General features: G+C 73.0%; 9 protein-coding genes. 7 read left to right on the forward strand and 2 right to left on the reverse strand.

The window, feature by feature from the left end:
• Nucleotides 1-32 precede the first annotated feature (32 nt).
• On the forward strand, nucleotides 33-734 hold the full coding sequence (locus tag L3078_RS33495) for a ribonuclease HII (RefSeq protein WP_239757652.1): 702 nt from the start codon (nucleotides 33-35) through the stop codon (nucleotides 732-734).
• A gap of 68 nt (nucleotides 735-802) precedes the next feature.
• Entirely contained in the window at nucleotides 803-1,408 is a 606-nt protein-coding gene (locus L3078_RS33500; RefSeq protein ID WP_239757653.1) for a hypothetical protein, read from the forward strand.
• A gap of 445 nt (nucleotides 1,409-1,853) precedes the next feature.
• On the opposite strand, the gene L3078_RS33505 is transcribed toward L3078_RS33500, so the two are convergent.
• Together L3078_RS33505 and L3078_RS33510 are read right to left on the reverse strand one after the other, a co-directional pair.
• Nucleotides 1,854-2,480 (reverse strand): hypothetical protein, encoded by a 627-nt coding sequence (locus L3078_RS33505; RefSeq protein WP_239757654.1) that lies wholly within the window; start codon nucleotides 2,478-2,480, stop codon nucleotides 1,854-1,856.
• 257 nt (nucleotides 2,481-2,737) lie between these two features.
• Nucleotides 2,738-4,918, reverse strand: a complete 2,181-nt coding sequence (locus L3078_RS33510) for a RecQ family ATP-dependent DNA helicase (protein WP_239757655.1) — start codon at nucleotides 4,916-4,918, stop codon at nucleotides 2,738-2,740.
• A gap of 133 nt (nucleotides 4,919-5,051) precedes the next feature.
• On the opposite strand from L3078_RS33510, the gene L3078_RS33515 reads away from it, so the two are divergent.
• From L3078_RS33515 to L3078_RS33535, 5 genes are all read left to right on the forward strand, one after another.
• Entirely contained in the window at nucleotides 5,052-6,701 is a 1,650-nt protein-coding gene (locus L3078_RS33515; protein WP_239757657.1) for a DUF4192 domain-containing protein, read from the forward strand.
• Nucleotides 6,702-7,153: 452 nt separating this feature from the next.
• A complete protein-coding gene (locus tag L3078_RS33520; protein WP_239757658.1) occupies nucleotides 7,154-9,211 on the forward strand; it encodes a glycogen debranching N-terminal domain-containing protein in 2,058 nt (685 codons plus the stop codon).
• 151 nt (nucleotides 9,212-9,362) lie between these two features.
• A complete protein-coding gene (locus tag L3078_RS33525) occupies nucleotides 9,363-10,121 on the forward strand; it encodes an NUDIX hydrolase (RefSeq protein WP_239757660.1) in 759 nt (252 codons plus the stop codon).
• A 104-nt stretch (nucleotides 10,122-10,225) separates the two neighbouring features.
• Nucleotides 10,226-12,190, forward strand: a complete 1,965-nt coding sequence (locus L3078_RS33530) for an ABC transporter ATP-binding protein (RefSeq protein WP_239757662.1) — start codon at nucleotides 10,226-10,228, stop codon at nucleotides 12,188-12,190.
• Nucleotides 12,191-12,372: 182 nt separating this feature from the next.
• Nucleotides 12,373-13,260 carry a FadR/GntR family transcriptional regulator gene (locus tag L3078_RS33535; protein WP_239757664.1) on the forward strand — a complete coding sequence of 296 codons (888 nt, stop codon included), beginning with the start codon at nucleotides 12,373-12,375 and terminating at the stop codon, nucleotides 13,258-13,260.
• Nucleotides 13,261-13,833 lie beyond the last annotated feature (573 nt).

Consider the following 13,833-nt stretch of genomic DNA (forward strand, 5'->3'; position numbering starts at 1 on the left):
CGGGGACGCGGGCGGCGTAGGCTAAGGGCGCCATGCCGTACGAACCACCTACTCACACCGTCGAGCGCTCGCTGCGCGCCACGACCGGAGCGAAGGTCATTGCCGGTGTCGACGAGGTGGGGCGCGGAGCGTGGGCCGGCCCCGTCACCGTCTGCGCGGCGATCACCGGACTGCGCCGACCGCCCGAGGGCCTCACCGACTCCAAGCTCCTGACGATCAAGCGACGCGAGTCGCTCGCCGCGGAACTGCTGACGTGGGTCACCTCGCACGCCCTCGGTCACGCCTCTCCGGAGGAGATCGACGACCTGGGCATGACGGCCGCGCTGCGGCTGGCCGCCGTGCGGGCCCTGGAGGCGCTCCCCATACGGCCCGACGCGGTCATCCTCGACGGCAAGCACGACTACCTGGGGTCACCCTGGCGCGTCCGTACGGTGATCAAGGGCGATCAGTCCTGTGTCGCCGTCGCGGCCGCCTCGGTGATCGCCAAGGTTCAGCGCGACAAAATGATGGCCGAACTGGGTGTCGACCATGCAGACTTCGGTTTCGCGGCCAACGCCGGGTATCCGTCGCCTGTCCACAAGGCCGCGCTGGCGGAGCGGGGCCCCACCCCGTACCACCGGTTGTCGTGGGCGTATCTTGATGCGCTGCCCCAGTGGCGACACCTCAAGAAGGCCCGCAACTGGGCGGACGGAAGCGTTCCGGAGATCGAGGGCCAGCTCGGCTTCGATTTCTGACGGATCCGTTCGCACTCATGTGCCACCCGCCGACGCGTGTCGCACCGGCGTTTGATAAACATCAGCTCATGCCTCTCATTCCCGAGGAGCCTCAGATTCACGAGAGTGCCCAGGGCCCGCGTGCCACTCCGGCCAGCGGCCGGGTCGCGCCGACCCCCCGTCCCGTACCCGGTCCCCGTCCCGCGGCTCCGCCGCGTCCCGGTCGTCCGGGTCCTGCCCGGCCGGTGCCGGCCCAGCGCGCGGCTCATGCCGCGGTCAAGCCCGGGCCGTCCGCTCCTGCCGCAACCCCGCAGATCCAGCTGATCCCGGCCTCGGCCGAGGGTGCGCTGGACGCCGCCGAGGAAGCCGTCGACCTGCTGTTGGAGTCGGGCCGTGCCCCCGGTGACGTGCTGGTGATCACCACCGGCGAGTCGCATCCGTGGGCCGACCACGAGCTTTCCTTCGGCGAGGCCGCCTACTGGGCGCAGCACGACGCGGGCGACGACGTCTTCTACGCCGATGCCTCGGCCACCGACCGGGCCGCGCCGCGTCCCGTCGTCGTGGTCGCCGTCAACGGCGGAACCGATGCCGTCACCGCTCAGGCGCTGCCCAAGGCCCTCGGCCGGGCCCGGGCCCTGCTGATCGTGTGCGGCGACCCGCAGACGATCAACTCGGTGCTGGGCGCCGGAGTCTGAGCGACTGCGGACCACTCCCTGGTCGGCCCGCGAGGGCCCGCCGGGGAGTCGTGTGTGCCCGGGGACGACCTGGGCGGCACTGCGGCCACACCCCGTGATGGGGCGCTTCGGCGTGCCCGCGGGGTGTTTCGGCGTTGTCGGGGATCGGTTCGCGGGGGTGCGGTGCGGTCGGTGCCGTGGCCTTGCGGTGCGGGGCGGTCGGGTGCCGGGGAGGTGCGGCAGGGTGGCGGTGCGGCGGCATGGCGCGCCGTGCTCGGCGTGGGCCGCACCCCGCGGGCTCTCTCGCGGGGTGGGCGCGGGCGTGTGGGTGCCCGGACGGGCAATCGCTGGGTCCGGGCGGGCGTTCTCTTGGTCTGGCGGCCGTTCGCTTGGTCCGGGCCGGGCGCCGAAGCGGCTCGGAGCGGATGTGGCGCGGAGTGCCTGCGGCTCGGAACGCCCCTGCGGCTCAGCGTGCCGCGGCTCGGCGCAGTACCTCCGACGCGACGCCACCGGTGCGTGGCATGGGCGGCGGCGCGACAGCCGTGGCGAAGGGCTCGGCCGGTGAGTCCGCGTGGGGACGACGACCCCCTCGGCCCTCGCCGAGGACCTGCCAGCCGTCACGTGTCAGTGTGATGTACGCCCCGCAGCGCAGCCCGTGCAGTGTGCAGGCGTCCCGCAGCCCCCACATCCACGCCCCGTCCTCCTCCGTCCAACGCGCGTCGCCGTCACGGCAGTAGAGCAGCACGGCCGTACGCACCGGGGTGCGCCGGCGCAGATCGTGCGGAATGACCCGGCGCAACTGGGCGAGGAGAGCGTTGCGGAACATCCAGCCGTCGGCCGGGGCCGGACGCCGGACGAACGAGGCGCTCGCCCTCAACCGCTCGTCCGGATCCAGCACGGCGATGACCGCCGTCGCGGGCCGGGGCTGATGGCGCGCGTGCAGTCCGCTGACGACCTCCCGGGGATTGCGCAGCAGCGGAATCCCGGCGGCGGCCCATTCCGCGGGCTCGAGCAACCGGTTGGCGGAAGTGGTGGAGAGGTCGGCAGAGGTCGACACGGAAGCCGCCGAGGACGGAGCGAATCCGAAGGTCACGATCCTCCCTTCGGCTACGCGCCCACACAGCGGGCGGGGGTCGGACTTGGGGGAGCGCACGCCGCAGCAGAAGCCCTACCGATTCACGAGTGGGCCGTGCGGGGAGCGGACCCCAATTCTTCCTGGCGAACTTGGTTGCGGCAACGAGCAATTGGGGCCACTGACAGTTTTGTGGTGATCCACCGCTTATATCCCTGCGCATGGGACGCGCCCGTAACGCCCAAGCGGCACGGAGCTCACGCGTGGTTGACGGTCGGTCACCCCCGGACGGCGAGCACGAGCGGCAACACCCCCTGTGCGCCCGCGCGCCGGAGCACGCGCGTGGCGACCGCGAGGGTCCAGCCGGTCTCCGTGGCGTCGTCGATCAGCAGAACGGGCCCGTCCGCCTCCCTGAGGGCGGCGGCCAGTTCGGGCGGCACGGTCAGCGCCCCGTCGAGCGCCTTGAGCCGTTGTGCGCTGTTGCTGCGGGTGACCTGCGTGACCGCGCCGGTGTACGCCACCGAACCCAGCAGCGGCAGACGGCCGATCTCGGCGATCCGCGCGCCCAGGGAACCGATCAGCTGCGGCCGGGTACGGGACGCCATGGTGACGACCCCCACCGGTCGGGGCTGTGCGTCGGCCTGTCCGGAGGCCCAGCCGCCGGGGCCCTTCGCCCAGTCGGCCAGTACGGCCACCACCGCCTTCGCCACGTCGTCAGGAACCGGTCCGTCCGGGGCCTGCGGCGCGAGCATCGGCCGGAGTCGGTTGCCCCAGCCGATGTCCGACAGCCGCCCCAACGCTCGCCCCGGAGCCGCCTGTTCACCGGCCGGAATGCGTCCTTTCAGATTCACGCCGACCGCAGGCAGCCCGGTCGGCCACATCTTGCGGGGCTCCACCTCGACCCCCGCCCGCCCCAACTCGCCGCGCGCCGCGTCCAGCGCCGCCGACGAGACGGATTCCGCGAACCTGGGCTTGGTGCAGGTGTCGCACCGCCCGCAGGGCGCCGCCTCCTCGTCGTCCAGCTGCCGTCGCAGGAACTCCATCCGGCAGCCTGACGTCGTGACGTAGTCACGCATGGCCTGCTGCTCGGCCGCGCGCTGCTTGGCGACCCAGGCATAGCGCTCGGTGTCGTACGTCCAGGGAACGCCGGTGGAGACCCAGCCGCCCTGGACGCGGCGGACCGCGCCGTCCACGTCGAGGACCTTCAGCATCGTCTCCAACCGGGAACGACGCAGTTCCACCAGCGGTTCGAGGGCGGGCAGGGACAGGGGTCGCTCGGCGTGTGCCAGGACGTCCAGGGTCCGGCGCACCTGCTCCTCCGGAGGGAAGGCGACCGAGGCGAAGTACTCCCAGATCGCCTGGTCCTCCCTGCCGGGCAGCAGCAGCACCTCGGCGTGCTCGACACCGCGACCCGCGCGGCCCACCTGCTGGTAGTAGGCGATGGGGGAGGACGGCGAGCCCAGGTGCACGACGAACCCCAGGTCGGGCTTGTCGAAGCCCATCCCCAGAGCGGAGGTGGCGACAAGGGCCTTGACCCGGTTGGCGAGGAGATCCTCCTCGGCCTGCTGCCGGTCGGCGTTCTCCGTCTTGCCCGTGTACGACGTCACGGTGTGCCCGCACTGGCGGAGGAACGCGGTGACCTCCTCGGCGGCGGCCACGGTGAGCGTGTAGATGATCCCGGAGCCCGGCAACTCGTCCAGGTGGTCGGCGAGCCAGGCCATCCGGTGGGCGGCGTCCGGCAGCTCGAGCACACCGAGGCTCAGGCTCTCGCGGTCCAGCGGCCCGCGCAGGACCAGGGCGTCCGTGCCGCCGCCCGTGCCCAACTGCTCCGCCACGTCTGCCGTCACGCGCGCGTTGGCCGTCGCGGTCGTGGCGAGCACCGGGACTCCCTGCGGCAGATCGGCCAGCATGGTGCGCAGTCGCCGGTAGTCGGGGCGGAAGTCATGACCCCAGTCCGAGATGCAGTGCGCCTCGTCGACCACGAGCAGCCCGGTCGCGGCCGCCAGCTCGGGCAGGACCTGGTCACGGAAGTCGGGGTTGTTGAGCCGCTCCGGGCTGACCAGGAGCACGTCGACCGTGCCCGCAGTGACCTCCTGGCGGATGGTGTCCCACTCCTCCGTGTTCGACGAGTTGATCGTCCGCGCGTGGATGCCGGCGCGGGCGGCCGCATCCACCTGGTTGCGCATGAGGGCGAGGAGCGGGGAGACGATGACGGTGGGGCCCGCACCCCGTTCGCGCAGCAGCGCGGTCGCGACGAAGTACACCGCGGACTTGCCCCAGCCCGTGCGCTGCACCACCAGGGCTCTGCGCTGATCCGCGACCAGCGCCTCGATGGCGTGCCACTGGTCCTCGCGCAGTCGCGCGCCACCCGCCGGCGCGCCGACGAGACGGGCGAGCACGGTGTCGGCGGCCGTACGTAGCTCTCGGCGGTCCATGGGGGACAGGTCTTCGTCGCTCATGGCCCCATGCAACCCGATGCCTCGGACATCGCGCGAACGAGAGGAGCGAACTGTGGACAAGCTCTGACGTGGTCATGGTCGGACTTATCCACAGGCCAAAGCGGAATCTCAAGATCCGCGAGATGGTCGCCGCATGACGAATCACAGCGAAGCGGCCGGGACCTCCGGCAACAGTGACATCAGCGGTCAGAACGGATGCGGAGGCAAGGGTGGGCCCTCCGCCTACCTGGGGCACGGAGCGACCACCGGCCCCCTCGACGGACAGCAGGTGACTCTCCGCACCCCTGCCGAGCTGGCCGACGCCCTGCCCTACCTGCTCGGATATCGCCCCGAGGACAGCATCGTCCTCGTCGCACTGCACGACCGGGAGGCCCGAGGCCGGTTCGGTGGCCGCGCACGACTGGGCATCCCGGCCCAGACGGACGACTGGCCGTCCGTGGCCCAACAACTGGCCCACGGGCTGGTGACCGGAAGCGAGCGTCGAGGAGCCAGGCCGGAAAGCATGGTCGCCTTCCTCTGCCAGGACCCGGCGAGCGGTGAATCGCCACGCGACGTCATGGAACGCCTGCGCCCCCTCGCCCAACTGCTGCGCAGGGCCTGCGGCACCCTGGACGTGCCGGTCGTCGAGGCCCTGTGCATCTCCGACGGTCGGTTCTGGTCCTACTGCTGCCCCGGCAACGGATGTTGTTCCGCCGACGGGGAGCCGATGGGGCTACCGGGCACCTCCGTGCTGGCCGCCGCCGCGACCTACGCGGGCCTCCAGGTGCGCGGCACGCTCAAGGAGATGAGGGCCAGGCTGCTGCCCTGGGAGACCGCTGCCGCGCTGCAGCAGGAAGCCGCCCTCGACGCCGCGCAGTCCGCGCTCGTCCCCCGCATTCTGCACGCGGAGAGCCGCGCGGACGTGGCCGAGGAGACCCTTGCCGTGGCGCAGCGCGTCATCGAGCGCCTGGCCGCCGCTCCGGCCGTCCTCGGCACGCTGGACGCGGACCTGCACGACGACGAACTCGTCGGGCACGAGGACGCGGCCACACTGATCCTCGGACTCCAGGACCGCGCCACCCGCGACCGCGCCGCCGAATGGATGGAGGGCGACGACGCCTGCCCGGCCCTCCGGCTCTGGCGGGCCCTCGCCCGCCGCTGCGTCGGCCCCTACGGCGAGCATGCCGCCGCCCCGCTCACGCTGGTCGGCTGGGTCGCCTGGTCCACGGGGGACGAACTGGAGGCCCGAGAGGCCCTGGCCATGGCTCTCGCCGCGGACCCCGACTACCTCTTCGCCCGTCTTCTGCACCAGGCCTGCAACGAAGGCCTCGACCCCGAATCCATTCGCCGCTGCCTGCGTGCCGAGCGCAGGGGACGCGGCCTGGTGACGACCCCCGGCGATGCCGGCACCGGCACGGGCGCCAGGGACAGCGCGTGTGCGAGTGAGGGCGCCGGGGCCGGGGGCAGTGAGAGCGCCAGTGCCGCGGTCGCGGTCAGTGCGGGTGCCGATGTCGATGCCAGCCACAGCGGGAACCCTTCCGACCAGCCTCCCCTCGCCCAGTCGACCTCGGCCGAGCCCTGCGCCGCTACGGGCCCCCGGCGCCGGCGCCGGGCACACCCCAACGGGAGCGCCGACACCCGCACCGTCCGCCGCTCACCCGGCGCCGCTCACCCCCGCCGATCGCGCTCCGCTGCCGCCACGGCACCTGCCGGCCGACGACCGGGGAGCACGGCCGACGGCGCGAGCGCCCGAGCGCGGGGCCGCCGCAGTGGCGGTGGACAGACCACCGAGGGGGAGACGTGAGCGCGCCGAACCGGCACGGGGCGTGGAGGGGGGTGCTGTTCCGGATCGGGGCGTGGCTGAGCGCGCTGTTCCTCTCCGAGCACGTCGCAGCCACCTCGCCCGGTCTCTGCACACGCGGCTTCCCGGGCCCGGGGCGTGACCCGGAGCGGAGCCGCTCCGTTCACCTGAGTGGCGGTACCCGTGGCCTGGCCTCGCCGCCGTCGCACCCCGTCCCTCTCCGGCTCCCCACCTCGTGCCGAGCGCACCCAACGCGCGCCGAAGACAGAAGAAGCCACTCCATGCCCCTGCCCTCCATGTCCGATGCCGACGACGTCCCGTCCTTCTTCAGGTCGGCCCTCCCCGCCGCCCGGGGCGGCGGGGAGGGAGCCGGCGCTCCCCGCACGGCCATCCGCAGTCCAGTGCCCCGCAGCTCGGGCTCACGCCCACCGGTCCGGAGCGGCCCGGCGCCCGCCATGCCCGCCATCCCCGCCGTGCCCGGCGCGCGCGGCTCGACCGGGGTGCCGCACCCGGCCACCGGAAGCCCTTCGCCCCCGCAGGCGTCGCCCTCCGCTCCCCGCCGCCCAGCGGAGCTGCCACCGGCCCACGCGACGCTGATCTGTGTCGCCCTGCCGGGCCTCGCGATCTCGACGGAGCAGGGCCAACTGAACGGCCGAGGACTGGAGGGCTTCTACCGTGCCGGACGGCGCATGCTCTCCCGCTGTCAGGTGAGGGTGGCCGGACGGGAACCGCTCGCCGTGCAGGCGCGCATGGTCTCGGCCGACCGGGCCCGGTTCGTGGCGACGCTCCGCCTGTCCGCCGAGGCGGGGCCGGACCCGGATGTCATGGTCGAACGCACACGGTATGCCGACGGCACCGAGCGGATCACACTGCACAGCACGGCCCGCCGCCCACTGCGTCTGCCCGTCGAGGTGTCCCTGGGGACGGATCTCGCGGAACTGGGCGCCGTCGCCTCCGGCAGCGCCGGTCCGGAACTGCCGGCGAGTGTGCACGACTCCGGCCTCCGGTGGTCCAGTCCGCACGGGCACTCCACGGTGACGGCCCATCCGCCGCCCGCCGACGCCCTGGCCTCCGCGGGGCTGCTGCGCTGGGAGTTGGAGCTGCCGCCCGGCGGCACCAGGAGCGTGGAGCTACGGGTGCGACCGGCCGGCGCGGGCCCCATCAGACCGGTGGGACGGGGGGCCACGAGCCCCCTCTCCCAGGCCGGGGCGGCGGGCGACGACCCGACGGCACAGGCCTTGCTGCACACGTGCCTGGAGGACCTCGAAGCCCTGCTGCTCCGCGACCCGAAGAACCCGTCCGACACCCACCTCGCGGCGGGCGCCCCCTGGCGCTGCGGCATGGCACCGGCAGACGCACTGGTCGCGGCCCGGATGACCCTGCCGCTGGGCACCCGCCTCGCCGCGGGCACCCTGCGCACCCTCGCCCGCACCCAACTCGTGGGCCGTGAAGCACAGTCCGGCATGATCCCGGGCCCTCGACGGGACGCGGGCCCGCATCTGCCGCCGGGCTGCACCGGCACCGAGGCGACCCTCCTGTTCCCCGTGCTCCTCGCGGAGGCCAGGAGATGGGGACTCCCCGAGCAGGAGACCGAGGAACTGCTGCCCGCCGCCGAGCGCTGCCTGCGGTGGCTGCGGGGCGCTGTCGGAGGCGGTCCCTATCTGCCCGACCCGCGCCCAGGGGGCCCGCTGCGCTGCGAGACACAGGCACACGCCCACCGGGCAGCGCTGCTGGGCGCGGACCTCCTCGACGCGTACGGCCGACCGGGCGGGGCCGAGCTACGGGACTGGGCGAGAGAACTGCGGGCCCGCTTCGCGGCGGACTTCTGGGTCGAGGACCGGGGCGGCGGCAGACCCGCGGCCGCCCGTACCCCGGACGGACGCGTCGTGCCGCACCTGGGGGCCGGTGCCGCCCACCTCCTCGACACCGGGCTGCTCGGTGCCGGGGAGCAGGCGCCCGGGCTTCTCGACAAGGTGCGGACCGAGCAGCTCGCCCGGCTGCTCGGAGGGCCGGCCATGGACTCCGGGTGGGGACTGCGGAGCCTGGGGGCGAAGGAAGCGGGGTACAACCCCTTCGGCCATCGCAGCGGCGCCGTCCGTGTGCAGGAGACGGCGATCGCGGTGGCCGGGCTGGCGGCCGCCGGGTACGAGAAGGAGGCGAGCGCGCTCCTGCGGGGAGTGCTGGCGGCGGCGGAGAGCTTCGACCGTCGGCTGCCCGAGATGTACGCGGGCGAGCAGCGGACGGCGGGAAGTGCCCCGCTGCCCCACCCCGCCTCCTGCAGACCGGCCGCGACGGCGGCGGCCGCGGGGGTGCTGCTGCTCACCACCCTCGCCGGAATCCGGCCCGACGCCCCCGCGGGTACGGTGACGCTGCGGCCGGTGCGCAGCGCGCCGCTCGGGGAGATCGGGATGACTGGACTGCGTGTCGCGGGCGCTCCGTTCGCCGTACGTGTCAGCAGGCTCGGGCTCGCGATGGTCGAGGAGGCGGCCGACGGACTGCAGTTGGGAGTGTGACCTCCCGTGACGTGCGGAGGAACAGCAGACAGCGCGTGGTGCGCGGGGTCGGCGGTCGGTCCGACGGACCGGTATCGGACAGAAGTGGATCAAGTGGGGAAGCGACCCCGAAGGGAGTGTTTATCGTCAGGCAGACGACTATGATCGCGGCATGCCCTACGACCCGTCGGACTATCCGCCCTTCGCCGTCACCGTGGACCTGGTCGTACTGACCGTCCGTCGCCACGCGCTGTGTGCGCTGACGGTACGACGGGGCGAACAGCCCTTCCAGGGGCGGTGGGCGCTGCCCGGTGGTTTCGTCCGGCCGGACGAGGATCTGTCGCAGGCGGCGGCGCGGGAGCTGGCGGAGGAGACCGGGCTCACCGCCCACGAACCGTCCGAGCCGGCGCAGGACAACGGCGCACACCTGGAGCAGTTGGCGACCTACGGCGACCCGAAGCGCGACCCGAGGATGAGGGTCGTCAGCGTCGCCCATCTCGCCCTCGCCCCGGACCTGCCCGCACCCCGGCCGGGCGGGGACGCCAACAGCGCACGCTGGGCACCCGTCGAGGAACTGCTGGCACAGGGTGGTTACGGGCGTGACGGCGAGCCGGTGGCGCCGTTGGCCTTCGATCACGCGCAGATCCTCGCGGACGGGGTGGAACGCGCTCGTTCCAAGATCGAGTACTCCTCGCTGGCCACGGCCTTCTGTCCGCCGGAGTTCACGGTCGGTGAGCTGCGGCGCGTCTACGAGGCCGTGTGGGGGGTGGCCCTCGATCCACGCAACTTCCATCGCAAGGTGACGGGTACGCCGGGCTTCCTGGTGCCCACCGGCGGCACCACCACGCGACAGGGCGGCCGTCCCGCCCAGCTCTTCCGCGCCGGCGGCGCCACCCTCCTCAACCCGCCGATGCTGCGCCCGGAGGTCTGACGCACGCGCGGCCGGAGCCCTCTCCACCGCGTTCGGCTGTCTTGGCCGTGCGGTGAGCCTCAAGGTGCCCGAAAAAACGGACATACCGCGCTATCTTGCCTAGGGTGATCCAGGCCATCGGATTGACCAGCAAGCCTCGCAAGGAGTTTCCCCCCGCCGTCGACGATGTGTCCTTCGAGGCGCACTCCGGCCGCGTCACCGCACTCCTCGGGGCCCCCGGAGCGGGTAAGTCGACAGCGCTGAAACTCATGCTCGAACTTCAACAGGGCCGTGGCGTCGCCTACTTCAGGGGGCGTCCCCTGCACCGCATCGCCCACCCCTCGCGCGAGGTGGGCGTTCTCCTCGGCGAAGTGCCCGGCCATCCGGCCCGCACCGTCCGAGGTCATCTGCGCATGCTGTGCGCGGCCGCGGGGGTGCCCACGCGGAGGGCCGACGAAGTTCTGGAGGTCGTGGGCCTGGTCGGTCTGCGCGACGCGCGACTGAGCACGCTCTCACGGGGCATGGACCGCCGCCTCGGCCTGGCCTGCGCGCTGCTGTCCGACCCGCACACCCTGGTGCTGGACGAGCCGGCCGACGGGCTGGCCGTCCGTGAAGGCCGGTGGCTCCACGGGATCGTGCGGGCGCACGCGGACCAGGGCGGCACGGTCCTGTTCACCACTGCCGACCCCAAGGAGGCCGCGCGCACCGCCGACCGGGTCCTCACCCTCGAACAGGGCAGGCTGGTCGCCGATCAGGAGGTCGCCGACTTCTCCCGGACCAGACTGCGACCCAGGGTCGCCGTCCGCACCCCGTACGCGGCCCGACTGGAGGCGCTGCTCACCAAGGAGGCCCGGACCGAACGGCGTTCCGTGGAGATCGTGCGGGAGGGAGGCAACCGGCTGTCGGTGTACGGCAGTACGTGTGCGGAGATCGGTGAGGTCGCGTTCCGGCACGGCGTCCTGGTGCACCAACTCGCGGACGAGATCGGCGACATGGGTCCCGTGCCGCAGCTGCCGCCGGTGGCGGTCGAGGACGATCCGGAGTGGGGCCAGGGCGCGCCCGACCCGGTCCGAGGGGAGTGGGGGCCGCTCGAGACGCACCGGACGGCCGCCGAGGAGGTTCAGGTGTGCACGTTCGCGACCGAGCCGCAGACCCTGGAGTCGGCCTATGACGAAGCTGAGGGCGACGACGAGCCCCGAACCGCCCTCGCGGCCGATGTCGACACCGCGCCGCACGACGCGCGTCCGTCCGAGACGGGCGCGCTGCCACCCTCGCCGCCCCTGCCGACGCTCCCGCCGCCCATCACCGTGCGGTCGGCGCCGAGCCCGCTGCGTCCGTTGCGGTACGAGTTGCGGCGGGCGGGCGGCGTCGGCACCGCGTACGTCACCGCCGTGGCCGTGCTCGTCACGTCCGCCCTCATGGCGTTGGTCCTGGCCCGGATCGGGCACACCCCGCAGCCGCGCCTGCTGGCCGCATGGCCGCGGGAACTGCCACTGCCGCCCGCCGCCATCGGCGCGGGGCTGCTCGGGGCCATCGCCTTCGGTGACGAGTTCCGCCACCCCGCCCTGGCCGCGGACCGTGGCACCGTGCCGCGTCGCCTGGGCCTGCTGGTCGCGAAGCTCCTCGTCGCGGCGGCCACCGCGGTACTCCTGGCGGTCCTCGCGGTGGGCTGCGACCTCGAAGTGCTCTACCTCGTCTACGGCCCTGAGCTCATCTCCGTCCCCACCGACTGGCTGCCGCTCGGCGCGAGTTGGCTCGGGCTCGTCGTGGGGTGCGCCTGGGCGGGGGTGCTCGCGGCGGGGGTCTTCCGCTCCACGTCCGCGGGACTCGCCGCCGTGGTCGCCGTGCCCCTCCTCGTCGTACCCCTGGTGCAGAAGGTGGTGGAGGGATCGTCCGTGCGCAGTGCGATCGGGTTTCCGATGCGGCTGCGCGAGCTCGTGCTGGTGCAGTGGCCGTTCGGGGGAGAGCGCTATCTGGAAGCGGTGGCGCGGGCGATCGTCCAACCCGTGGGCGGGGCGCTGCTGTTGTCGTTGACCGCGCTGTTGGGGGCCTACGTGGTCACGAACCTGCGCGGCCGGGTCCGCGGATGACCGCCGTCATCCTTTCGTGCTCACCGTCCGTACTCTTCCGCCGACGCAATGCGCACAACTCCTCGTAGAACGCCCATTTCTTTCCGATAAGGCGTCAATTGCGACGGGGTGAGCGATCACCCTTTCGTGTGCTTTTCACCAAAGACCTCAAGGGAGTTGAGAACGCAGCCGACAAAGGATGCGTGAGTACCCTTGCGCACACCATGATGACCGCCGCCCGCTCCGCCGACTCCGGCCTCGCCGGACCGGGCGAACTCGACCGCTACCCCTACGCCGAGCACCCCGGCGTCGACCGCGTGGGCCTCCCCGCCTGGGACGGCGCGGACCCCGAGCTGGGGCGCGTGGGCCGACGCGCCGCCGGGAGCCGCGGCCGCGGACTGCACGGCCAACTCGTCCAGCAGCTCGGCCAGATGATCGTCTCCGGGGACCTGGGCGCGGATCGCCCGCTCGTGCCCGAGGAGATCGGCCAGCGGTTCGAGGTCTCCCGCACCGTCGTCCGTGAATCCCTGCGCGTCCTCGAGGCCAAGGGCCTGGTCAGCGCCCGGCCGAACGTCGGCACGCGCGTCCGCCCCGTCAGCGACTGGAACCTGCTCGACCCGGACATCATCGAGTGGCGGGCCTTCGGTCCGCAGCGTGACGACCAGCGGCGCGAGCTCAGCGAACTGCGCTGGACGATCGAGCCGCTTGCGGCCCGCCTCGCCGCCGGACACGGCCGTGACGACGTCCAGCAGCGTCTCGGCGACATGGTCGAGCTCATGGGCCACGCCATGGCCCAGGGCGACCCGCTGACCTTCTCCCGCGCGGACGCCGAGTTCCACTCGCTGCTGATCCAGGTCGCGGGCAACCGCATGCTGGAGCACCTCTCCGGGATCGTCTCCGCGGCCCTCCAGGTCTCCGGCGGACCGGTCACCGGATGTGACCGGCCCACCGAGTCGTCGCTGACGCACCACGCCCGGATCGTCGACGCCCTCGCCGCGGGCGACGGAGGGGCGGCCGAGGCGGCCATGCGGCAACTGCTCACCGTCCACCCCGAGGTGGAACGTGTGGTGCCCGCGCCGCGCGAGCACTGAGGGCGCTCGTAGCGGGACGGGGCGGCGCGGCCGGAGTGCCGGCCCCTACCGCGGCGTCGCTCGACCGGCGGACCCGTGCCGCCGGGCCCCATCGGATCCTCCTGGGATTCGGCGGGGTCCGGCGGCGCGACACCGGAGCGAGGGGGTGACCCGTGCTGCCGGGACGCCCCGTCTCGTCCGGCGTGGGTCGGTGGGCCTGCCGGGGGCGGTGCGTCCCGGCGCGGCGCTCGTGCCCGAAAAGGGTGCCGGATCCTGCTGCGGGCAGTGATCCATGCCGAGGAGTTCATTCGGGATTCGTTCGGGTACCCACCCGAAGAGAACCGGTTGTGGCCTTGATCGATTACCTCTGGCAGTATCTGACCGCTTTTGAGTGCTTACGGGGTGTGACTCGGGCCACGCAGATTGGGCGTAACGCTCGTGAGGGCAGCGCGATGACCTAAGAGGTGACAGCCGCGGAGGGAATACGGACGCCGTTCACGGCGCTGTGCCTCTTCCCGGCCCCCGCCCGCACCGTCGGCCCACTCCCAAGCCGGTGGTCGGCTCCTGTCCGCAATGGACGGGGCCGGAAGCCGT

The sequence above is a fragment of the Streptomyces deccanensis genome (assembly GCF_022385335.1).
In the GTDB taxonomy this organism is placed as follows: domain Bacteria; phylum Actinomycetota; class Actinomycetes; order Streptomycetales; family Streptomycetaceae; genus Streptomyces; species Streptomyces deccanensis.